The sequence below is a fragment of the Paenibacillus sp. J31R34 genome, assembly GCF_059383715.1.
Window position 1 is genome coordinate 85,026 of the sequence record NZ_JBXENU010000004.1, and the last position, 22,449, is coordinate 107,474.

Genomic DNA, 22,449 nt, shown 5'->3' on the forward strand with positions numbered 1-22,449 from the left:
AGTATGAGTTCTTTCGTTCTGGGTTTTCAGGAAATGGAAAAAACGCAGCTGTTGGTCGTTGGCGGAAAAGGGTTGAATTTAGGGGAATTATCAAAAATGGAAGGCATACAAGTACCCGAAGGATTTTGTGTTACAACAGTGGGGTATCAAAAAGCCATCGAACAACACGAAACATATCATGCTTTGCTCAGTCGACTAGCCATGCTACAGGTAGAAGATCGAGATCAAATTGGTGAAATCAGCAGGGAAATTCGGAAAATCATTATTGAAATAGAAATTCCTTCCGATGTTGTGCAAGCAGTTACTCACTATCTCTCCCAGTTTGGTGATGGGCATGCTTATGCAGTGCGTTCTAGCGCGACTGCAGAAGATTTGCCACATGCCTCCTTTGCTGGTCAGCATGACACCTATTTAAATATCATCGGCAAAGAAGCCATTTTGCAGCATATCAGCAAATGCTGGGCATCCTTATTTACAGATCGTGCGGTAATCTACCGCATGCAAAACAAATTTGACCACAGCCAAGTGTATTTATCCGTTATCGTTCAAAGGATGGTTTTCCCACAGGCTTCAGGCATTTTATTCACCGCTGATCCGATTACTTCCAATCGAAAGCTTCTATCCATTGATGCCGGTTTTGGACTTGGAGAAGCATTGGTCTCTGGCTTGGTATCCGCCGATTGTTATCAAGTACAGGAAGATGAAATCGTCGATAAGAGGATAGCAACCAAAAAAATAGCTATCTATGGACTTAAAGAAGGCGGAACAGAGACACGGCAGATTGATCCTGATCAGCAAACGACTCAAACCCTTACTGAACAACAAATTCTACAACTCGCACGCATAGGAAGAAAGATTGAACAACATTTCGGCTGTCCTCAGGACATCGAATGGTGCTTGGACCAGGATACCTTCTATATTGTCCAGAGCCGACCAATCACTACTTTATACCCGATCCCTGAAGCGAATGATCAAGAAAATCACGTCTATGTATCGGTCGGTCATCAACAAATGATGACTGATCCGATAAGACCATTGGGCTTGTCTTTTTATCTGTTAACGACTCCTGCACCCATGCGTACAGCTGGAGGAAGGTTGTTTGTTGATATTGCACCTAGGATGGCTACATCTGTCGGCCGGGAAGCTTTATTAAATGCCTTGGGATCCGATCCGCTAATAAAAGGCGCACTCATGACCCTAATAGAGCGCGATTTTGTAAAATTGTTGCCAAATGATCAAACAGCACCGATTCTGGGCAGAAGTCATACAGATATGCTGGCACCATTCGAGAATGACCCTACAATCGTTTCTGATTTGATTAAGAGTAATCAGACATCGGTAGAAGAGTTAAAACAAAATATCCAAACAAAATCGGGATCGAATTTAATGGATTTTATTCTGGAAGATTTCCAGCAATTAAAGAAGATTTTATTTGATCCCAAAAGCTCGAGTGTGTTTATGGCTGCTATGGAAGCTTCATCATGGATCAATGAAAAAATGAACGAGTGGTTAGGTGAAATAAACGCAGCAGACACGCTTTCGCAATCTGTGACCGGCAATATTACTTCGGAAATGGGTCTGGAGCTAATGAATGTCGCAGATATCATTCGTCCTTACCCAGAAGTAATTGATTATTTACAGCATGTAAAAGAGGATAACTTTTTGGATGAACTCGTTAAGTTAAATGGTGGACGGGAAACGCGAGATGCTATCTACGCTTATCTCCATAAATACGGAATGAGATGTGCTGGAGAAATCGATATGACTACAACGCGTTGGAGTGAAAAACCAATTACACTTGTCCCGATGATTTTGGGTAACATCAAAAACTTTGAGCCTGATGCTGGCAAGCGGAAATTTGAGCAAGGGCGGCAGGAGGCTTTAGAAAAAGAACAAGAGTTATTAGACCGATTGAAGCCATTGCCGGATGGTGAACGAAAAGCCACAGAGACAAAACGAATGATCAGTCTCATCCGGAATTTTATCGGCTATCGTGAATATCCAAAATACGGCATGATTAATCGCTACTTCGTATATAAGCAAGCTTTACTGAAAGAAGCCGAACAGCTCGTACAAGCGGGCGTTATTCAAGAAAAAGAAGATGTATACTATCTCACTTTTGAAGAGCTTCGCAATGTCGTACGCACCAATAAACTGTATTACCCGATCATCAGCAAACGAAAAGACGAGTACCGCTTATATGGAAAACTGACTCCTCCACGTGTGATTACGTCTAATGGTGAAATCATTTCGGGCAAGTACGAACGAGAAAATCTTCCAGCCGAAGCCATGGTAGGCCTGCCGGTTTCCTCCGGTGTGATTGAAGGGAGAGCGCGTGTCATCTTACGAATGGAAGATGCTGATCTAGAAGAGGGAGATATTTTAGTCACCGCCTTTACCGACCCTGGCTGGACACCATTGTTTGTATCCATTAAAGGACTAGTTACCGAGGTTGGTGGACTGATGACTCATGGGGCAGTTATCGCACGTGAATATGGCTTGCCAGCAGTTGTAGGCGTGGAGAATGCTACCAAACTGATAAAGGACGGGCAGCGAATTCGCGTGCATGGAACAGAAGGGTATATCGAAATATTGTAATGGCTGAGATTAAAGCAACTGTGATTATAAGCTAATTGAATGGCAAAAAGGCTGCAGCTAGTTCGCTGCTGCAGCCCCCATGTTCGTATCCATTAAATATCAAGGTTACGGGTGCCGAGCCATTTCACCATCTCAGGATCGCGATGTGAAAAGAACAGGCTCTGTTTCGTATCCAACCTACTTATCGCTTCCATATCCTCTTGTGTTAATTCGAAATCAAAGCAGTTGAAGTTTTCGATCAATCTTTCTTTGCGAACAGACTTTGGAATCACAACAACGTCTCTTTGTGTCAACCAACGTAAAACCACCTGAGCAACGGATTTATTATATTTTTCAGCTATAGATACCAATACCTCATTTTGGAACAGATTATTTTTTCCTTCAGCAAATGGGGCCCAGGATTGAATCTGTACATGGTTCTCTTTCATGAATGCTGCACTTTCGATTTGCTGGTTGAACGGGTGCGTTTCAACCTGGTTGACGGCAGGAGCTACTTCATTATGAATAATGAGATCGATCAGACGGTCCGGGTGGAAATTGCTTACGCCAATCGCCCTAATTTTACCTTCACGATTTAATTCCTCCATCGCACGCCATGAGCCATGCACATCGCCAAATGGCTGATGAATTAAATACAAGTCCAAATAATCCAATTGCAATCTTTCCAGTGATTTTTCGAAAGCTCGTTTTGTACGATCATAACCAGCATCCTGAACCCAAAGCTTTGTAGTAATAAACAATTCCTCTCTTGCTACGCCACTCCGTTTAATCGCTCTGCCAACAGCTTCTTCATTTAAATAAGAGGCAGCTGTATCAATCAGTCGATAGCCTGCCGTAATAGCATCATAAACGCTTTGTTCACACTCCGTTTGATCTGCAATTTGAAATACACCAAAGCCCAATATAGGCATCTCAACACCATTGTTCAAAATGACCTTTTGCATTTAAAACCCTCCAGTTTTTTATAATTAGACATCTATTTCATACAGCTGTATCTTTCCCGAAAAAATAAGTGGAGATTTAACCGTAGTACTCTTCGGCATAACTTTATTATGCATTTCTGAACATATAGCTGATATCGAAATAGTCTTAAATGGTTGCCTATTCCTCTCACTGCCAATCGATATTTGCAAACGAATAACGTATAATAAAACAAATTAAAACATCAAGGAGTGGCCTATGGTTGAAGAAATAATGACCCAACAGGATAACCTCACAGGACTCATAAAGCGTCATTGCAAACAATCAGGTGTATGGCAGACAACGATTCCTTCTCTATTTCTTATTCGTTCAGACAAGGTCGATGAGCCAGCATACAAAGTATTTAATCCTTCCTTTTGTTTCGTTACTCATGGGCTTAAGGAAGTCTACCTAGCTGAAGAACGTCTAGAATATGGCCCATCCAATTACCTCATAACATCCATGAACCTTCCAGTGATCGGACAGGTTGTTAAGGCATCACCTGATGCTCCATATTTGAGCTTAAAACTTGATTTTAGCCAGAATGAAATTCTAGAGGTTTTGAAAGACGCCAAGATTCATGCAAATTTAAAGGATAATGCTTCACGAGCTATGTTTGTCGCTCAGATCGAATCTTCTATATTGGATGCTGTGCTGCGATTGGTTCAATTGCTCGATTCCCCTCAAGATATTCCGTTTCTTGCCCCTATTCATAAGAAAGAGATCATTTATAGACTCCTTCAAGGGCAATATGGAGCAACACTGGCACAAATTGCATTGGAAGGAAGCAACACCTACCGCATCAAGGGGGCAATCGACCAAATCATCCGACATTATGATCAACCTTTAACAATTGAGAAACTGGCTGATGTCGCTTGCATGAGCATTTCTTCGTTCCACAGACTCTTTAAAGAAATCACAGCCATGAGCCCTCTTCAATTTCAAAAACAGCTTCGGCTGCAAGAGGCTCGGAACCTATTGCTAATGGAGTCAGCAGATGCCACTGAGGTTGCTTATAGGGTTGGTTATGAAAGTGCATCCCAGTTTAGTCGTGAATATTCTCGTATGTTTGGTCTTCCCCCTAAGGCGGATATAAAGCGACTGAAGGAAATTTATGAGCAAAAAGAGAGGAGCCTAAATTAATTTTTATGTAAAAAGCAGGATTGCAGCCGATCAATATGATCGGCTGCGACGGTGGCGATTAGCCCGAAGCTTCAAGAGCCCTCGTTCAATCTTCGCAACCGATAAGCATTCATTGCGGCTTCTCCTAGCTCCTCGAGAATGGTGTAATTCGCCCAAGCGCCCGCCACTGCTCCAATCCCCGGCACCATTTGCAGCATTTTCCGAAAGTCGATGGAGTCGCGGTATTCCTTCTGGAACGTCTCCCAGTCCATGTTTTTGGAGTACTCGGTTTCCCAGAAGAACAATTCTTTTTCAGTATCCCAGCATTTAATCGAGTGTAACAGCTTGGCACGTTGCTCGGCTCCGGAGAATGCCATTTGGAATACTTTAAGAATGAAAACTCGCTCGGAAAACTGCTTCGTATCATACCCATAGACATGTGCCAGTTCAAACAAAAATTTCATCTTGATTGCAATTAACGCAGGGAAGTCCACAATGCTAAGCGCAATACCACCCGCTCCGGTGCCTGCTCCTTCGGCGGTCGCAATTTTTTGATATAAGGAAAACAATTGTTTCGCTTCTTGATCAGCGAGCTCTAGAGAAAGGCCTTGCTGCACCGATCTCTTAGGAGTATATTCCGCGCCGAACAGCGCTGTTCGCACGATCGACTTTATAGTGGCTGTAATGACATTGTGCACCTTGGGTGGAATTAAGTCGTTAATTCGCTTTCCGATCGTCTTTGATGTTTTCTCCAGCCATCCGGGCGGTTTGAAAAAATGGCGCTCCCAAGCGGCGATTTCTTTGTGCACGTTATGTTCGTAATTCATTGTCATTCGCTCCTACAACAGATTTGGCTATATTGTACAGGAGGTTGCCGTGATTTGGAACAGACTGCAGCAGGTGGCGGAGCCCGACGAAAGTCGTGGATCCGCTTAACTCTTAGCTCGTCTACCACTGTGGAAGCATTGAACTTTTAAATTAACGGTAGAAATGAACATCTACATGCAATTCCATTGAAAAACGACTTATCTGCCTTGTTCAACTCATGTAAACCGCGTTCGTATTTATGTAAACTTAAAGCAGCAAAACGATGGATGGCTTTGCCGACAAGTTCACATTTTATTTAGGGAGTGGTTTTACATTGAATAAGCATCATCATGCTTCTGCTCGCAGTGCAGAAGCCATTGCCCGAGCATCTGATCGTCTGCCTTGGGCCGCATTATTAGCGCTCGCTATGGCAGGGTTTATATGTATTTTGACGGAGACGATTCCGGCGGGCCTGCTGCCGCAAATTGGGGAGGGGCTGCACATTTCAGAGGCGCTAGCGGGTCAACTGGTCACTGCGTATGCACTGGGGACATTATTGACAGCCATTCCTTTGACTGCGGCTACGAGCAGCTGGCGCAGGCGTCCTCTGCTGCTGCTATGTATGGTCGGCTTTCTGTTGTTCAACAGCGTAACGGCGTTTTCCTCCAGTTATGGGCTGACGATAATTGCCCGTTTTATGGCGGGAGTAAGCTCCGGCATATTATGGGGCATGTCAGCTGGCTATGCTCGCCGCATGGTGCCTGATGCGCTGAAGGGCCGCGCAATGGCTATAGCGATGCTTGGGGCACCGATCGCGCTTGCACTTGGTGTTCCTGCGGGTACTTTCCTTGGTGTGTTTGCGGGCTGGCGATTTGTTTTTGGAATAATGTCGCTGCTTGCTGTGCTGCTCATCTTATGGATCATGTGGAAGATGCCGGATTTTGCAGGACAAGCTTCAGCCAAGAGACGCTCCCTCTACAACGTATTTATTATCCCAGGAGTAAGGCCCGTCTTAGCCGTTGTCCTGGCCTGGGTGCTTGCACACAACATTCTTTATACGTATATAGCGCCTTTTTTGGCTGTGATCGGGCTTGTGGAACGCGTAGATGTCGTTTTGCTGGTTTTTGGAGTGACATCGGTTGCGGGCATCCTATTCATTGGCCTGTTAATTGACCGCATGCAGCGGGCTTTGGTCATCATAAGCCTCGCGGGTTTCGCCATCGCCTCCGTCCTGCTGGGCATAGGCAGCAGCCAGCCTATGCTCGTCTATGCAGCCATTGCTTTGTGGGGGTTGACCTTTGGCGGGGCGGCGACGCTGCTGCAGACAGCGGTGGCCGAAGCCGCTGGCGATCATGCAGATGTGGCGCAATCGATGCTGGTGACGGCCTGGAATTTGGCGATTGGAGGGGGTGGATTAATCGGTGCGATTTTGCTCGAAACGCTTGGTGTAATTTCCTTTCCATGGGTACTGTTCCTGTTGGTAATCGCTGCTCTGCTCATCGCGTGGCTTGCCAAGGAGCATGGTTTTCGTGCGAACAGAAGCTAAAGCTGTATGAGCATCAGCCTAAATCAGTGAGGTAAGGTGCTTCCGCAAGGGAGGGGATAAGCTGCCTATGGTCAATGGGTGACGACATCACAATTAAAATCGTATACGTACCATATTTATCACATTGATTGCCGAACTCTTCAAGGGAGTGGGTGGAGTCGGTCAGCACTTTCAATAAGTAATTGTGCTGGCCGCTGATGCGGTGGCACTCCATAACATCGGAAGAGGAATGGACAAAATCAAGAAAGGCATGGCAATCCCGCGTCTGAAACAGCATATAGGCGATGGATTGCTTGCCGATTTTTTCCGGAGAAATGATCGTACGATATTCCTCGATAATGCCTTTTTCCTCCAGCCGTCTGACTCTTTCCGTTACAGCGGGTTGAGACAGGCCCACACTTTTGCCAAGCTCCGTCATGGAAATTCTCGCTTGATTTTGCAAATGGAATAAAATTTGTTTGTCCACATGATCCATGAAAAATGCCTCCTTTAAATTAAAAGTTTCAACTAATGTAAGCAATTAATTTATAAGTATTATAAATTTTTTTCCTAATAATTATAGGTGATTAAGCCATTAATACGACTATCATAAACCTATAAGCTTACTTTAAGCAAGTAACAGCTCCTCTTTAATAAACTGCATCAATTGATGCTTCGATGTAGACGCATAGGCCTCATTGCGCAGCTGCAGCAGGCCAATGGTAATGGAAGCATCCTTGAGCTGTACATCAAGGGCAACAAGATTCGGTGCCAGCTGTGTCGAAGCAAGAACAACGCCTATAGCGGCTGTCTGCTGGAGAAATGCCGGAATGGCAGAAATTTGGCTGATCGTATGCAGGAGGGGAGCATTGTCATAGCGTGAAAACTGCTTGGATAATCGCAAATAATATAGGCATGTAGCTCCTCCAATAAGGAGAGGATAAGCAAGCAGCTCGGCAAAATCTATGCCTTTCCTGCTCGCAAGCGGATGGTCGTTAGCTGCCACAAAAGCGATTCTCTCTTCAAATAAGGGCTCAAAGCGAAAGGCAGCCGAATCAGCAGGTTCCCCGCAAATGGCAAAGTCGAGCCTGCCTTGCAGCACTGCGCGAGACAAAGTATCGGTATTGCCTATAACAAAATGGTAGGAAACACGGGGCTTAAGCACCTGAAACCGCCGGAGTGAAGCAGGCAGTACCTGCTTTGCAAGCGATTCTAACGCTCCTATGCTGACCGTCCCAATCTCCTCCTGCTGCAAAGCCTTCGCCTGCTCCGCTACATAATGCCAATGTCCAATCAGCTTGTCTACCTCGGCGGCGAACAGCTGCCCTGCGGCCGTAAGCTCGGCATCCCAGCCCCGATTGAACAGCTGAATGCCAAGCTCCTTCTCCAGCCGCTGCACCTGACTCGTGACAGTAGACTGGGCATAATGCAGCTTGAGGGCGGCTTTGGAAAAGTTGCCTTCTTGAACAATCGTTTGAAACGTCGTTAATTCCTTCAAATCCATGCTGAACAGCTCCTTGTTTATCGCTCATCATATCGTTCGATAAAATTGAACAAGAACATGATTATATTCAATTATACAAATAAATTAGGGAGGAGTACAATGAGGACATTCGATTAAAGGAGGAAGCCAGCATGCCATTCGTCAGAGTCAGTTATTTGGAAAATAAATATGATGAGCCGCAATTGTCGGCTATTAGCCAAGTCATTATGCACGCACTGATGGAGCATTTCCATGTGCCGGAGGACGATTTTTTTCAAGTATTCCATGGGCATCGAGCGGGCGAGTTTTATTATAGTCCCCATTATTTAAATATAAGGCGAACCGATGGATTGCTTTATATCCAAATTACTTTGAAATCGGGAAGAAGCACGGAGCAGAAGCAGCATTTTTATAAAAGGGTAGCGCAGCGTTTGGCAAGCGAGCTAGCCATTCGAGAGGAAGACGTATTCATAGTGCTCGTCGGGACGGAGCTTGAGGATTGGACATTCGGCAGTGGAATTGCACAAATGATTGCGCCTCAAGGAGCGATCGCTTCAAATGTTCGGCAGACGTTCGGAGATATCGCGCCCGCATTTGTCCAGTATTCGGAGGAAGTGCTCTTCGGAGAGGTTTGGAAAAGAGAGCAGCTGTCGCTTCGGGATCGCAGCCTGCTCACGATATCCGCATTAGTGGCGGGCGGATCGACGGAGCAGCTGCCCTTCCATATTCGTCTAGGGCAGCAGCATGGCTTGACGGAGGAGCAGATCGTGGAGGCATTAACCCATCTTGCCTTTTACGCGGGCTGGCCGCGTGCCGCAGCTGCAATACAAGTAGCGAAGCAGCTGTTTCAAGAAAAAAGCTGACCCCCCCAAATGGGGGATTTTCTTATTGCTTGCTTCATATTATGCTAAACAAGCATACAGCACTGTTTTTTTCAGTGACACAAAAAGACGCAATTTGCCTCTCAAGGCATCAGCCGAGCTGCCAAGCTCCAATGGTGCCAGCCTATACTACAGATGTTGGCAACGCTTCCGCTGGGAGGCGCTGCCCATCTGTGGGAAACCTCAACACTTGTTATTTCATAGGTTAACCATTCAAATACGGTGGATACTGGTCAAACAGTATGGGCCGTATTTTTATTGCCCGATTTTCTGCTATACTAGGGGGTGGTCTGAAATAATGAGTATAGATACATAGGCATTTTCGGAGGTGTCCATCAGTAATGGCAAGCATTAAACTTCATGTTCCTCCCATTCGCAGCTCTTTGGTCTTTCGGCCGAGGCTGATGAGCAAGCTTGACGAGGGAATGAAAGCGAAGCTGACCGTCGTTTCAGCCCAAGCTGGCTATGGGAAAACGACAGCCTTAAGCGGTTGGGCAAAAGGATGCAGCTCGCCAGTGGCATGGGTTTCATTGGATGTGCATGACAATGACTGGATTACATTTTGGAGCTATGTGGCAGCTTCCATTCAGGCCCGTATGGCTGGCTTTGCTCCTTTGCTTCGATCCTTAATCGACAAAGGGCCAGCGGTGTCTGCAGAGCCTGCGATGGGCATGCTGCTGGATGAGCTGGCTGCACTGGAAGGCGAGCTAGTCATCGTTCTTGATGATTTCCATTCTATTGAACTGCCTGCCATTCAGCATTCTTTCATTTATTTGCTGGAGCATCTTCCTGCTCACATTCATATATATATCGCTAGCCGAAATGAGCTGTCCATTCCTACAGCAAGGCTGCGGGCGAAAGGCGAATATCATCAAATCAAGATGCATGATTTGCGGTTCGAGCTGGAGGAAGGGTTTGTTTTTTTTCGGGATATGACTGAGCTGCATTTAACGAAAGAACAGGTGGCATTGCTGTATCTTCAGACAGAGGGCTGGATCAGCGGATTGCAGCTGGCTGCCATTTCCTTGAAGCAGAGCCGCAACATATCGGAATCGATTGAGCAGTTTAAGGGGCATCACCATATTTCCGACTATTTGCTGGAGGAAGTATTTAGTCAACTGCCGATTCAGCTGCGTGATTTTTTGCTTGAAACGTCTATTTTACAACGATTAAATGCTTCGATATGCGAGGCGGTAACCGGCTTTGCCAACAGCCAGGAGCAATTGGAAAAAATCGAACGTTTGAATTTATTTATAATTCCGCTGGACGATCAGCGCGGCTGGTATCGGTATCATCATTTGCTTTCGGATTTTTTGCAGCAGCAGCTGTTGAGGAACGCTCCGGTTAAAAAACGGCAATCACATATTCGTGCCGCCCAGTGGCTGGAGAGCCGGGGGCTTGAGCAGGAGGCGGTTGAGCATTTTCTGCAAGGGCAGCAGTATAACGATGCCGTACGTTTAATAGAAAAAAATCTGATAGCCTTTATGCAAACCAAAAGCGTTGTATTAAATAGATGGCTGTCCGTCATGCCGGAGAGCGCATTTGCAGACAAGCCGATGGTCGAAATGTTTTACATTTCAGTCCTGCTTGGGGTAGGTGAATGGCAAGCTGCTTTTCGCAAAATAGAGCAAGCCCTAATTCGATTTGCAGCGCTGAAAGAGCAATTAAACGAAGCGGATTGGAAGCGGGCGATGGGCAATATTTATTTCTTTTGCTCGATCGTTTCCTATTTACATAAAGATTTAAATTTGACGTCGGATTATTTGGAGCGAGTGGAGCAGTACATGCCCGAGGGCAGCTTTTTTCAAACGATGGGACGCAATCGCTATCAAGGCTATGATGCTTTTGACGACCATTTGGCGTTTATTAACGACCTCCATGCGGCGGATGCCTTTTTGCGGAGATGGATTACAGCGTGGCAGCATAAAAAACAATATCCGTTCATCGGCTTCCTCAATGTGTCGTACAGCAAACTGCTTTATGAATGGAATCGGCTGGAGGAAGCTTCGTTTTATGCGAATCAGGCACTTGCACGCGCCGATATTAAGCCTTTTGCCCGAATTATGATTCATTTAGCGGTGGGCGCTTCGCAAATCGAGCAGGCCAAGGGAAATAACGAGAGGGCGACGGGGCTGCTTGTGCAGCTGAAGTCGCATATCGATTCTCCCGATGCGGTATTGTTCCATTTGCGAATTGAGGCGGAGCAAGCTCGTCTCGCTCTGCGGCAAGGCTTCATCCAAGAAGCGCAAAACTGGCTCGATCATTGCGGCATGCTGCATACAGACGAGGTGTCGCTAAGCCGTGTGCCTGAGCACCTCATATTGGCCAGAGTGCTTGCCGCCTGCGGCAGGCCGGAGGATGCGCTGCATTTGCTGAAGCGGCTTAGCCATCTATTAAGCAAGGAGGATCGGCTGCGCGACCGCATAAAAAGCATCATTTTGCAAAGCTTGATCGTTGAGCAAACAGGCAAAATGGATGCCGCGCTTGCCCATCTGGAGGATGCGCTGAGGCTTGCCGAGCCGCAAGGCTATGTTCGCAGCTTCATCGATGAAGGCGAAAGGATGGCTGCACTGCTCACCGCTTATACGCAGACTAGGCATACAGCTAAGGAGACTATAGAGCAGCGGGTGCCCGTTGTAACGATGGAATATGTACAGATGCTGCTCCTTGCTTTGAATGTAGAACCAGAAGAGCAGCAGTCGAAAGTAAGTTTGACGGAGCAGGAAATACGGGTGCTGCGACTCATTGCTGACGGCTTAGCCAATAAGGAAATTGCCGCGAGGCTCGGCAATGCGAACGAAACGATAAAGTGGCACATTAAGAGCATATACAGAAAGCTCGGTGTGAGCAATCGCGTCCAAGCGCTTCAGGTAGCAAGGGAATCTAATATTTTTCTGTAATAAATTGGATTTGTAAGTCTTGCCGCGGGGCAAGGCTTATTTTTTTATAGACGACTTGCCTTTTTGCAAAAAATAGCGTAAATTAAATTTAATTAGATTATCTAACTATAATCGTTGCCTTGCAAAAACTAGATACCAGGGCAGCCGCAAAGGCGGAGGTACGCAATGGCCAGAAAAAATAATAAGGATCTTACGGCTGAGCAACTGCCAAAGCTCGGAGCAAGTCCCTACCTGGAGCTCATGCAGGCTACGGCTGCACAGGAAACGGACCGGAAATCGGCTTCAATTGGACTGCTTATGCTGTGGCTGGGCGATCATATTTTGGACGTCATGGATAACCACTTAGCCGAATTTGGCATTACCGAAAGCAAATTCGATCTGCTGCTGCTGCTAACGCTGCATGAAGGCCGGGAGCTTGTGACGCCATCCGCGCTTGCTGAGCGGCTTGGCATTCGCAGAGCCTCGGTAACGGCTCTGCTGGATTGGCTGGAGAAGCGCAGCTGGATTGCCCGCGAACAAAGCGCTATTGATCGCCGCATGATTCATGTGAGCATTACATCGGAGGGCCGCGCATTAGTGAGCCGAATATTGCCGGTGTTTTGGTCGACCTGTTCATCTTTGCTAATCGAGCTTGAGCCGGAAGAACAGCAGGTTTTTGACAAGGTAATGGTAAAGCTGAATGCGAGCATCGAAAAGAGACTGGGGGTGGGAAGATAATTTTTTTATGATAATAGTTAGATAATCTAATTAAATTAGCGAACCCATATAAAGGATCAAATCATTTTTTTGAAAGAGGTGCTGTATGTTACAAAAAGATGCTTCATCTGTCACTCTACCCGCTCGATCTGCGAACTATTCCGTAATGACCTTGATTTTGTGCTGGTCCGGTATGGCAGTTATGTCTAGTCTCTATGTTACCTTGCCGCTGTTGTCTCTATTCGCGGAGCATTTTAGCGTAACGCTGACCCAAGCTGCCGCCGCAGGCAGCATTTTTTCGCTCGGCTTTGCGATAGGCTGTCTGCTATATGGGGCAATATCTGAAAAGTATGGCCGCAAAAAGATTATTGTTATCGGGCTGGCCGCTTTAACGGTGCTATCATTGGCGATTGGTTTAGTTGACCAATTTCCATGGCTCCTTGTGCTTAGAGGTTTGCAGGGAGCTGCGGCTGCAACCTTCTCGCCTGTGGCACTTGCATATGCTGTGGAAATGTTTCCGATAGAGAAACGGGTAACGACGATTGGTTTTATTAGCACCGGCTTTCTGGTCGCGGGAATCGCTGGTCAAGTCATGAGCAGTCTAATAAGTGATCATTATGGCTGGAATGCCGTCTTTATGCTGCTTGCGGTTGTCTATACCGTGACAGCACTGCTCGTACAGTCGCTGTTGCCGAAGGGGAATGCGCAGCCAGCGCATGCGAGTGTTTGGGCACCGCTGCGGGAAATGGGAATCGTGTGGAAGCAGCCTTATTTGGTGCTAAGCTACATCGTCGCTTTTGTGCTGCTTATGTCCTTCGTGAGCATGTATACGGTGCTGGGTAGCTATTTAAGCGGACCGGCTTTTGGACTAGGCAAACAGGACCTGCTTTACGTACGTGCCATAGGAGTAGTCGGCATGCTCGTTTCCCCTTTCGCAGGAGCGCTTGCGAAACGGCTTGGCGTCCGTTTGGTGCTGCAAGGCGGGCTCATGCTCGCGGTTGCCGGACTGGCATCCTTGGGGTTCGCGCGCAGCCTGCCCTTATTAATCGTAATGAGCGTCATATTTGTTGCTGGAATAGCACTCGCTGTCCCGTCACTTGTGTCGCTGATTGGGCAGTTAGGCGGGAAATCGCGGGGGATCGCCGTATCCGTCTATACGTTTATTTTGTTCGCGGGAACCAGCTTTGGACCGATGCTTTCGTTATTTTTCATGAAAATAAGCAGTTATCGCATTACTTTCTTCCTACTGGCGCTTGTGCTCGGCATCGGCTTGCTGGCGGCGTGCCTAATCCGACGTGAAAAGCGTGAACAATAGTAAAAATAGATTAATTACAATATTTTCTGTGTAGAAAGACCTATTTTTATAACGAAATATTTTAAAATAGATGATTTATTCAGATTCTAGTGCTCTATCAAAAATAATAGCAAATGTCTTATAATAGAATGTGAAGTAAATTATAGGAAATGAGTAGGGAGGAATCTTTTTTGCTTGAAATTTCAGCATCCTATGTCGATTCACTTGCTCCGAATGCTGCCGCTATCAAGAATGGACAAGGACTTGTTAAGAAAAAAAGCTTTGTGCAATTATACCGTTCCGAGTCAGGGGAGCTATTATTTGGGCAATGCTCAGGCAGCGGCAAGTCCAACTATGAGTGCTCGGTTGACTTTATCGTCCCAGAGAAGCCGACCTTTCGCTGTACATGCCCCAGCCGCCAATTTCCCTGCAAGCATGGCTTAGGCTTGTTGTATGCCTACACGGACGGGTTGTCCTTCGAAGTGGCGCCGATTCCTGAAGATATTTTAAGCAAACGCGAAAAAGCAGAAAAACGCGTTGAAAATAAAGCGCAAAAGGAAAATAGCGATGAGCCGCCTAAACCGAAGAAGGTGAACAAGACGGCGCTGAAGAAAAAAATAGCTGCCCAGCTGGAGGGGCTTGATGTGCTGGAAAAGCTGATTCTTTCGCTTATTCGCAGCGGTCTTGGCACCATCGACAGCAAAATGCTTAAAGCGATCCAGGAACACGTCAAGCAATTAGGCAACTATTATTTGTCCGGCGCCCAGATTGAGCTGCGGCGGTTTGCGCTGCTGCTTGCGGATGAACGTGACCGTGAAGCGAGTTATACCTATGCGGCGGAACAACTGACTACGCTGCATGCTTTTATTAAGAAAGGCCGAGCTTATTTGCTCTCCAAGCTGGAGGACCCAGAGCTCGCGCTGGATCATACGTCAACGATTGAGGAATGGCTGGGCCATGCCTGGCAGTTGACCGAACTGAAGGAATTTGGCCTTGTTTCGGAAAAAGCAGAGCTGCTGCAGCTGGCCTTCTACAGCTATGACGATGATGCCCGCCAAGAATTTGTGGATATTGGCTATTGGCTTGAAGCGGACAGCGGCGAAATTCACCGCACCGTGCAATATCGTCCTCACAAAGCGGCAAAGCATATGCGCGAGGATGACAGCTTTTTTGAAGTCGCCCAGGTGCCTTTCTTATACAAGTATCCAGGAGATATGAATGTACGGGTGCGTTTTGAGGAAATGCTGCCGAGAGCAGTAGCAGCAGCTGATTTAGCGAACGTTTCTTCGAAGGCGATCACTTCTTATCCGGAAGCTGTCAAGAGCGTTAAGAACCAGCTGAAAAACCCGCTCAGTGACAAGTCGCCCGTTATGCTGCTGCACGCCGCCAAAGTCGGAACAACAGAAAGCGGGCAGTTTGCGCTAATAGATGAAGCCGGAGGACAGCTTGTGCTCGAGGATATTTCAGCGCTGCCGCAAGGCACCGTATCCCTGCTGCCTTACCTGAATGACGCTCAGCTTATTGACTGCTGTGTTCTGGTCATGTTTGAGCACCGGATGGACCAAGGGCGGCTTGCTGCTCAGCCGCTGACTATTATAAAGGGTGAAGCCATAACTCGGCTTTTATACTAGCTTCTATCATAATTTTAGGGGGACAGCCCATGAGTACAGCATTATTGCAAGAGCTTCATCAGGAGGTAAGAAGGCTTTATATTGCCGGGAGCGATCTGGCTCCGGGAGATTTTCGCCTGAAGCGCCTTCAGCCGCAATTCCAGCAGCTAGGCGAACGGGCAGCGATTTTTAAAAGATTGGGAGAAGGCCTTACAGCGCTTCTTGAATCCGGCGAAGGAACGGAAACATCCGTGAAGCTGCAAGAGCTTGCCACGCTGCTTGGCTCCGTGCTCTACACGCAAGGCCAAACGGCAGTGGATGGCGAGGTTTTGGATATCGCAGGCGGAGGCGTTCCGTTATCCACAAGCTACTCCTATCGCAAGCTGGCCGAGGTGCAAAAGGCGCTTTCGACGACAGGCAGCGGCCGATACGAAATCGTGACCGCTGCTTTTGCTGAAGGGCTGTTCAACGATTTGCGACTTTTTCCATTTGCGATTCGCGCATTGGAGGATCCCTATTCTGAAATGGCCGAATTTGCTATGGATAAAATTTTGCCCTCCTATGGCGCGGCTGTAGTTCCGTATTTAATCCAGAGCTTTAATCGTTCAGGCGGCAAAAGCGATGTGCGCAAGCTGCGTGTTATTTATAAGGCGGCTGGTGCAGCGGAGCTCGGTCTTATCTATGAGGCGGCCGAGCATGGGACAGATGAAATTAGGGTCGCTGCCATCGAATGTCTTGCCATTCATGAGGGATATACCGATGCCTTAATAGGCTGGACGCTGGACAAAAAGAAGTCCATTCGGGAAGCGGCTTATGCCGCATTGGCCGCAGGAGCTTCTGCGCAGGGCATTGAGCGTATATTTGCGGCATTTTCTGGAAAGGACAAGGAGCTCGCGGCGGAGGCGCTCAACCGCTTTCCATCTGAGCCGTTGACGGAAAGGCTTATTCCTCTGCTCAAGGCAGAGCTGGATCAGGCTCCTGTGAACAATAAGGATGAGAAGGCTAGCGAAAAAGCATGGGGAAAGATCGAGCCGTTTTTGAGAGCGTTCGAATATGTGCGCATGCCGCAGCTTGAGGAGCTTTTTTATCAGATCGTACGTGTTGCGGACCGCTTCACCTCTTTAAGCTGGATTCCGCTGCTGGACAAAGCTGCTCAATATTTGGAACAAACGAATTCCACAGAAGTATTAAGGCTGCTGCAGGAGCTGGATAACAAAAATCATCGTTATTTGCCTTATGCATTCCGCATGGCGAAGCGTCTATTGCCTGCTGAGGAATTATACATGCATTATGTGGGCTCTACTGGGAGCGAGCTGAAATCGGCCGTCACCAAAGCATCGAGCGCTCGCGATCGTCAGATTCTGGATACGATGGAGTACATGGTAGCCAACTATGACTATTACAATGGGGAGATTAATACGTCAGCGCCGCTGGTCGAAGCTTGGGATGACCGCTGGCTGGATTGGCTCATCGATCGTAAGCATTGGGAGCTGATTGCTGTTTTTGCACGGCCTGGGCACAAGAGGGTAGAAGAATTTCTGCTGCAGAGCCTGCAAGAGTGGAGGGAGAAGAAGAAAAGCAGCTTAAATACAATAGGCGTGCATCTTTTTAAAGGCTTGGAGCATGCCGGAGTGGAAGAAGCTAGGCGCCTCGAGCTGTTGATGGAGATTTTGGAGGATTCAAAGGACAGGAGCCAATACAGCTTCTCTGTTTATCTGTTCCATCTGATGTTTCATTTCCCTAAGAGCTATGCAGACCGCTTGGAAGCCATTCTTCCGAGCTATAGATACGACTGTGCGCGGCAGCTGGAAGAAATAATCGGCTTATTGCGAAAATAAGGGCTGCCTTAACGTTGAAGGTTCAACAGCCTATTGAAACTTAAAGGAGATGGACAAATGAGTACAGATCAAGAACAGCTTCAGGATATGATGCGGCTTCCAGCGGAGGTTTTATACAGCCACGAGCTGGAGGCGCTGCGCAAAGCAGACAAAGGGAAAATTCCGGCAGGCTGGCAAATGTCGCCCCGCTCGGTGCTGACCTTCATCATTGGCGGCAAAGCCGGAAAGACGGTCATTACGCCCAAATACATTGGCAATACCCGTTTAATTGAAATGGCGATTGCAACGCTTGTTACGGACCGCGCATTGCTGCTAATTGGCGAGCCGGGCACCGCTAAATCATGGCTGTCGGAAAATTTGGCGGCCGCCATCTATGGCAATTCCGGGCTCGTCGTGCAGGGAACCGCCGGAACGAGTGAGGAGCAGGTTCGCTATTCTTGGAACTATGCCATGCTGCTGGCTAATGGGCCTACGCCGGAGGCACTTGTGAAAAGCCCGATTATGCGGGCGATGGAGGATGGCGGCATTGCCCGCTTTGAAGAAATTTCCCGCTGTGCGTCGGAGGTTCAGGATGCGCTCATTTCGATCCTTTCCGAGAAGACGATATCGGTACCCGAGCTTGGAAAAGAAACGAGTGCCCGCAAAGGCTTCTCGATTATTGCGACAGCCAATACCCGGGACCGCGGAGTCAACGAAATGTCGGCGGCGCTCAAACGGCGGTTTAACATTATTGTGCTGCCGGCACCATCGGATCTGGAAACAGAGCTTGAAATAGTGAAAAAACGGGTCGGTGAAATTGCGGCATCCTATGAGCTTGAGGCTTCTCTTCCAGCAGATGAGGCGCTGCTCAAGGTCGTTACGATTTTCCGTGAGCTGCGCAGCGGCATGACGCTCGACAAGAAAGAGAAGCTGAAATCGCCAGCAGGTGTCATCTCGACCGCGGAAGCGATCTCTCTGCTGACTAACAGCATGGCGCTGGCCGCGAGCTTCGGCAGCGGGGAGCTGACCGATAGCGACTTGGCGGCCGGGCTGCAGGGCGCGATCGTCAAGGATGATGATAAGGACAAGCTCGTCTGGAAGGAATATTTGGACAACGTCATGAAGAAGCGGGGAGCAGAGTGGCGGAATTTGTATCAAGCCTGCAAGGAGATGAACGAGTGAATGTAAATGCTGAGGATCAGGTGTTTATTTTCGGAGTGCGTCATTTGTCCCCTGGCGGGGCGAAGCATTTACTGGAGTACCTGAATGAGGTTCAGCCGACGGCGGTACTTATTGAAGGGCCCTCCGATGCTACTGGCGAGATCAAGCACTTGACACATGCTGCTACTGAATTGCCCGCAGCCCTATTAGCCTTTACCGAAGAGCTGCCCGTGCGTACGGTGTTATGGCCCTTTGCTGTCTATTCGCCGGAGTTCCAGGCGATGAAATGGGCTAAGGAGCATGGCGCGGCTGCGGCATTTATCGACCTTCCTTCGTCGGTGACGCTGGCGCTGCAGGACGCGCTCAGTTCAAAGGAAAAGGAGCCTTCTGCTGTACCTGAAGGGGAAGAGAAACGTTCCATTTACAACCGAATTGCCGAGCTTGCCGGTGAAAGCGATTATGATATGTATTGGGAGCGCAGCTTTGAGCATAATGCCAATCCCGGCGCGTACCGGGAAGCCATTCTCGCATTTTCAGCGGAGATGAGAGCCCTTGGCGAGGAGAAGGAGCAGCGCGAGCGCCCGGCCGAGCATGCCTATAATGCTTTACGCGAGTCCTATATGCGGCGGCAGATCAAGGAAACGATTGATGCCGGCCATCATCCACAGCGTATCGTGGTCGTCTGCGGCGCCTATCATGCGGCTGCTTTAGCGAATTTGACCGAGGCGATGAGCGATGAGGCGGCAGCGGGACTGCCTTCCCGCAGCACCAAGCATACGCTAATGCCCTACTCCTATTATAAGCTGTCGACGATGTCGGGGTATGGTGCCGGAAATGATGCGCCCCACTATTATCAAATGATGTGGGAGGCGATGGAGCGCGGAGTGCTGGACGATCTTCCTCACCGTTATCTCGCCTCGGTTGCCAGATTGGTAAGGAGCGGCGGCACTCACCGCTCTACCGCTGAGGTGATTGAAGCTGTACGGATGGCGGAGTCTCTGGCTGCGCTGCATGATGGCAGCGCGCCGACTTTGCGCGATCTCCATGATGCGGCTCAAACGCTGCTCGGTCATGGGGAGCTGTCAGCTGTTGCAGAAGCGCTCGCTAGAGTTGATGTGGGAACGGCTATAGGCAGCTTGGCAGAAGGCGTAAGCCAAACCCCTATTCAGGATGATTTGAATCGGCAGCTAAAAAGATTAAAGCTGGAAAAGTACAAGACGACGGTCGCCAGCACCCTAACGCTTGATCTCAGAGAAAATCGCAGGGTCGCTTCTGTGGAAGCTGCTTTTTTGGACTTAAACCGTTCCATTTTATTTCACCGGCTGCTCCTGCTGGGCATATCGTTTGTAAAGAGCCAGCCAAGCGGTCAGGAAGGAGCTACCTGGGCGGAAAATTGGCTTATCCAGTGGTCGCCGGAAGCTGAAATTCAAGTCGTAGAAGCGACGCTGCTTGGGGAAACCATTGAAGTGGCTTGTGCTTATATGCTTCGTGAGAAGCTTCTTGCCTGCCGCTCTATTGATGAAGCCTCGGCGCTCATTCATATTGCCGGCTGCTGTGGCATGACCTCGCAGATGGAGGAAGGCAGCAGGGTGCTGCAGATGCTGGCCGCCAACAGCCGCGATGTCATGAAAATAGCAGCAGCAGCGCGGGAATTAGCGACGATTATTGGTTATGGCGACATTCGCAAGGTAGATACGGAGCCGCTCATTCCGCTGCTTGTGCAGCTGTTCCACCGCGGCTCCTTATATTTGCTGGATGGCTCGGGCTGCAATGATGAAGCAGCTGGCGGCATGATTACGGCGATAAATGAGCTAAACCGCATATCGCAGGATCATAGTGAAATTATTGATGACCAGCTGTGGGTGCAGGAGCTGCTGCATTTATCGGAGCGGGACGACCGCAATCCTAAATTGTCCGGTTTCGCCTGTGCTATCTTGATGGAACGGGGTGCGATTACCGCTGAGCAGTGTGCTGCGGAAGTTTCACGGCGCTTGTCCCCAGGCATTACGGCTGATCTTGGTGCAGGCTGGTTTGAAGGGCTGTCGATGCGGAATCGCTACAGCCTGCTCTCACGGACAAGCTTGTGGGAACAGCTGAACCATTACATTAATTCGCTGCAGGATGATGAGTTTAAACGGGCGCTTGTCTTTTTGCGGAGAGCCTTCAGCTCCTTCTCTTCAAGGGAGAAGACGATGATTGGCGAGCTGCTGGGCGAGCTGTGGGGAGTCAGCGGCGAGCAGGCTGCGGAAATTATAACAGGTGAGCTAATGGAGGAAGAGATAAAAATGCTGGACGATCTGAATGATTTTGATTTTGAGGACCTTTAGCGTATGGAGGACAATCGGAAAGAAAATACAGTATCGCGCTGGCGGCTGATTTTAGGGCAAGAAGCGGAAGGCCAATTGGCTAGCTGCAATGAGGACGGGCGGCTTGCCCTTACGGAAGAAGAGCTTATTATGGATGCGGCGCTGGCAGCCATTTATGATGAAAGCGGCGCGGCCGGCAGTACGAAGGGCGGCTCCGGCACTGGAGCCGGAAGAGGGTCAAGCGCGGGCCACGGGTCGCTTAACCTGTCCAAGTGGCTCGGCGATGTGAGGTCGTTTTTTCCAGAGGATGTCGTGTCTATCATTCAAAATGATGCGATGGAACGCAAAGGCTGGAAGCAGCTGCTGTTCGAGCCGGAACTGCTCGCCTCCGTCAAGCCGGATATTCAGCTCGTAGGCACGCTGCTTTCGCTTAAGGGGAAAATCCCTGAGAAAACCAAAGATACGGCGCGACTGCTTGTGAAAGCTGTAGTAGATGAGCTGGTGAAGCTGCTGGAAACAGATATTCGCCGCGCGGTGACGGGGGCGCTCAACAAGAGACAGCATTCGCCGCTGCCATCCCTTAGCGGGCTGGACTGGAAGCGGACCATTCAGCGGAATTTGAAGCATTATGATACGGAGCGGCGGGTAATCATTCCTGAGAAATTTTATTATTTTGACAGGGCGCAGCGCAGCCGAGAATGGACGGTCATTATCGATATTGATCAGAGCGGCTCGATGGCCGATTCGATTATTTGGGCTTCGGTTATAGGCTCGATTTTTGCAAGCATTCCGGCTCTAAATACTAGAGTAGTGGTGTTTGATACCGAGGTTGTGGATTTGACTGAGCAATGTGCTAACGATCCCGTTGATATGCTGTTCGGCATTCAGCTTGGCGGCGGTACGGATATTCATAAGTCGGTCAAATATTGTGAGCAATTTATTGAAGAGCCGAAGAAAACGCTGTTCATTATCATCTCGGATCTGTATGAAGGCGGCAATCAGTCCGGGCTTATACGCCGAATGCGGGAAATGCGGGAATCGGGTGTGCGCACGATGTGCCTGCTGGCTTTGTCGGACAAAGGCCAGCCGTTCTATGACGAAGGACTTGCGAAACAGCTGTCCCGCGATGGCACGCCGTGTTTTGCCTGCACGCCTGCGTTGCTCCCTACCCTAGTGGAAGGCGCACTGAAGGGGCAGGATTTGGCGGAGCTGGCGAAGCGGATGGGGACTTTGTAAGGAAGCTTATTTTATTTGATGCAGAAAGATACGGAAGGGGGACTTCCGTGTCT

16 protein-coding genes are annotated in these 22,449 nt (G+C 48.6%); 12 read left to right on the plus strand and 4 right to left on the minus strand.

The features are described 5' to 3' along the window. Positions 1 to 3: 3 nt before the first annotated feature. On the plus strand, positions 4 to 2,598 hold the full coding sequence (ppsA, locus tag AC50YG_RS13120) for a phosphoenolpyruvate synthase (protein ID WP_494827285.1): 2,595 nt from the start codon (positions 4 to 6) through the stop codon (positions 2,596 to 2,598). A 92-nt stretch (positions 2,599 to 2,690) separates the two neighbouring features. Here the strand turns inward: ppsA and AC50YG_RS13125 are convergent, their stop codons facing one another. Beyond that, positions 2,691 to 3,542, minus strand: a complete 852-nt coding sequence (locus AC50YG_RS13125; protein ID WP_494827286.1) for an aldo/keto reductase — start codon at positions 3,540 to 3,542, stop codon at positions 2,691 to 2,693. Positions 3,543 to 3,777: 235 nt separating this feature from the next. Between AC50YG_RS13125 and AC50YG_RS13130 the strand changes: the two genes are divergently transcribed. Further along, positions 3,778 to 4,701 carry an AraC family transcriptional regulator gene (locus tag AC50YG_RS13130; protein ID WP_494827288.1) on the plus strand — a complete coding sequence of 308 codons (924 nt, stop codon included), beginning with the start codon at positions 3,778 to 3,780 and terminating at the stop codon, positions 4,699 to 4,701. Positions 4,702 to 4,772: 71 nt separating this feature from the next. Here AC50YG_RS13130 and AC50YG_RS13135 read toward each other — a convergent pair whose 3' ends face one another. Next, positions 4,773 to 5,507 carry an EcsC family protein gene (locus tag AC50YG_RS13135; protein ID WP_494827292.1) on the minus strand — a complete coding sequence of 245 codons (735 nt, stop codon included), beginning with the start codon at positions 5,505 to 5,507 and terminating at the stop codon, positions 4,773 to 4,775. A 314-nt stretch (positions 5,508 to 5,821) separates the two neighbouring features. Between AC50YG_RS13135 and AC50YG_RS13140 the strand changes: the two genes are divergently transcribed. Then, the gene (locus AC50YG_RS13140; protein ID WP_494827294.1) at positions 5,822 to 7,033 is read left to right on the plus strand and encodes an MFS transporter; all 1,212 of its coding nucleotides are present in this window, start codon (positions 5,822 to 5,824) and stop codon (positions 7,031 to 7,033) included. A 13-nt stretch (positions 7,034 to 7,046) separates the two neighbouring features. Here the strand turns inward: AC50YG_RS13140 and AC50YG_RS13145 are convergent, their stop codons facing one another. Both AC50YG_RS13145 and AC50YG_RS13150 read right to left on the minus strand, forming a co-directional pair. Next, positions 7,047 to 7,508: an Lrp/AsnC family transcriptional regulator gene (locus AC50YG_RS13145; RefSeq protein ID WP_473755243.1), complete on the minus strand. Its 462-nt coding sequence runs from the start codon at positions 7,506 to 7,508 to the stop codon at positions 7,047 to 7,049. 132 nt (positions 7,509 to 7,640) lie between these two features. After that, a complete protein-coding gene (locus AC50YG_RS13150; RefSeq protein ID WP_494827296.1) occupies positions 7,641 to 8,516 on the minus strand; it encodes a LysR family transcriptional regulator in 876 nt (291 codons plus the stop codon). A gap of 131 nt (positions 8,517 to 8,647) precedes the next feature. Here AC50YG_RS13150 and AC50YG_RS13155 point away from each other — a divergent pair, with 131 nt between their 5' ends. The 9 genes from AC50YG_RS13155 to AC50YG_RS13195 all read left to right on the plus strand — a co-directional run bounded on the left by AC50YG_RS13155 (position 8,648) and on the right by AC50YG_RS13195 (position 22,396). After that, positions 8,648 to 9,358 carry a tautomerase family protein gene (locus tag AC50YG_RS13155; RefSeq protein ID WP_494827298.1) on the plus strand — a complete coding sequence of 237 codons (711 nt, stop codon included), beginning with the start codon at positions 8,648 to 8,650 and terminating at the stop codon, positions 9,356 to 9,358. Positions 9,359 to 9,717: 359 nt separating this feature from the next. Continuing rightward, entirely contained in the window at positions 9,718 to 12,276 is a 2,559-nt protein-coding gene (locus AC50YG_RS13160; RefSeq protein ID WP_494827300.1) for a winged helix-turn-helix domain-containing protein, read from the plus strand. Positions 12,277 to 12,441: 165 nt separating this feature from the next. Continuing rightward, positions 12,442 to 12,993 (plus strand): MarR family winged helix-turn-helix transcriptional regulator, encoded by a 552-nt coding sequence (locus AC50YG_RS13165; protein WP_494827302.1) that lies wholly within the window; start codon positions 12,442 to 12,444, stop codon positions 12,991 to 12,993. An 85-nt stretch (positions 12,994 to 13,078) separates the two neighbouring features. Further along, on the plus strand, positions 13,079 to 14,287 hold the full coding sequence (locus tag AC50YG_RS13170; RefSeq protein WP_494827304.1) for an MFS transporter: 1,209 nt from the start codon (positions 13,079 to 13,081) through the stop codon (positions 14,285 to 14,287). Positions 14,288 to 14,457: 170 nt separating this feature from the next. After that, positions 14,458 to 15,897 carry an SWIM zinc finger family protein gene (locus AC50YG_RS13175; RefSeq protein WP_494827306.1) on the plus strand — a complete coding sequence of 480 codons (1,440 nt, stop codon included), beginning with the start codon at positions 14,458 to 14,460 and terminating at the stop codon, positions 15,895 to 15,897. Positions 15,898 to 15,926: 29 nt separating this feature from the next. After that, complete coding sequence (locus AC50YG_RS13180) at positions 15,927 to 17,714, plus strand: HEAT repeat domain-containing protein (protein WP_494827308.1); 1,788 nt, start codon at positions 15,927 to 15,929, stop codon at positions 17,712 to 17,714. A 57-nt stretch (positions 17,715 to 17,771) separates the two neighbouring features. After that, a complete protein-coding gene (locus AC50YG_RS13185; RefSeq protein WP_473755235.1) occupies positions 17,772 to 18,875 on the plus strand; it encodes an ATP-binding protein in 1,104 nt (367 codons plus the stop codon). Beyond that, positions 18,872 to 21,181, plus strand: coding sequence for a DUF5682 family protein (locus tag AC50YG_RS13190; protein ID WP_494827310.1), 2,310 nt, complete (start codon positions 18,872 to 18,874; stop codon positions 21,179 to 21,181). Before AC50YG_RS13185 ends, AC50YG_RS13190 begins: the two co-directional genes overlap by 4 nt. 3 nt (positions 21,182 to 21,184) lie before the next feature. Then, entirely contained in the window at positions 21,185 to 22,396 is a 1,212-nt protein-coding gene (locus tag AC50YG_RS13195; RefSeq protein WP_341278676.1) for a VWA domain-containing protein, read from the plus strand. The last annotated feature ends 53 nt before the right edge of the window (positions 22,397 to 22,449 follow it).

What these genes read in the sequence shown, in the direction of transcription:
- AC50YG_RS13155 (WP_494827298.1), top strand. Translation starts at nt 8,648, where the DNA reads ATGCCATTCGTCAGAGTCAGTTATTTGGAAAATAAATATGATGAGCCG.
- AC50YG_RS13145 (WP_473755243.1), bottom strand. Translation starts at nt 7,508, where the DNA reads ATGGATCATGTGGACAAACAAATTTTATTCCATTTGCAAAATCAAGCG.
- AC50YG_RS13165 (WP_494827302.1), top strand. Translation starts at nt 12,442, where the DNA reads ATGGCCAGAAAAAATAATAAGGATCTTACGGCTGAGCAACTGCCAAAG.
- AC50YG_RS13195 (WP_341278676.1), top strand. Translation starts at nt 21,185, where the DNA reads ATGGAGGACAATCGGAAAGAAAATACAGTATCGCGCTGGCGGCTGATT.
- AC50YG_RS13160 (WP_494827300.1), top strand. Translation starts at nt 9,718, where the DNA reads ATGGCAAGCATTAAACTTCATGTTCCTCCCATTCGCAGCTCTTTGGTC.
- AC50YG_RS13135 (WP_494827292.1), bottom strand. Translation starts at nt 5,507, where the DNA reads ATGAATTACGAACATAACGTGCACAAAGAAATCGCCGCTTGGGAGCGC.
- AC50YG_RS13180 (WP_494827308.1), top strand. Translation starts at nt 15,927, where the DNA reads ATGAGTACAGCATTATTGCAAGAGCTTCATCAGGAGGTAAGAAGGCTT.
- AC50YG_RS13170 (WP_494827304.1), top strand. Translation starts at nt 13,079, where the DNA reads ATGTTACAAAAAGATGCTTCATCTGTCACTCTACCCGCTCGATCTGCG.
- AC50YG_RS13185 (WP_473755235.1), top strand. Translation starts at nt 17,772, where the DNA reads ATGAGTACAGATCAAGAACAGCTTCAGGATATGATGCGGCTTCCAGCG.
- AC50YG_RS13150 (WP_494827296.1), bottom strand. Translation starts at nt 8,516, where the DNA reads ATGGATTTGAAGGAATTAACGACGTTTCAAACGATTGTTCAAGAAGGC.
- AC50YG_RS13130 (WP_494827288.1), top strand. Translation starts at nt 3,778, where the DNA reads ATGGTTGAAGAAATAATGACCCAACAGGATAACCTCACAGGACTCATA.
- AC50YG_RS13125 (WP_494827286.1), bottom strand. Translation starts at nt 3,542, where the DNA reads ATGCAAAAGGTCATTTTGAACAATGGTGTTGAGATGCCTATATTGGGC.
- ppsA (WP_494827285.1), top strand. Translation starts at nt 4, where the DNA reads ATGAGTTCTTTCGTTCTGGGTTTTCAGGAAATGGAAAAAACGCAGCTG.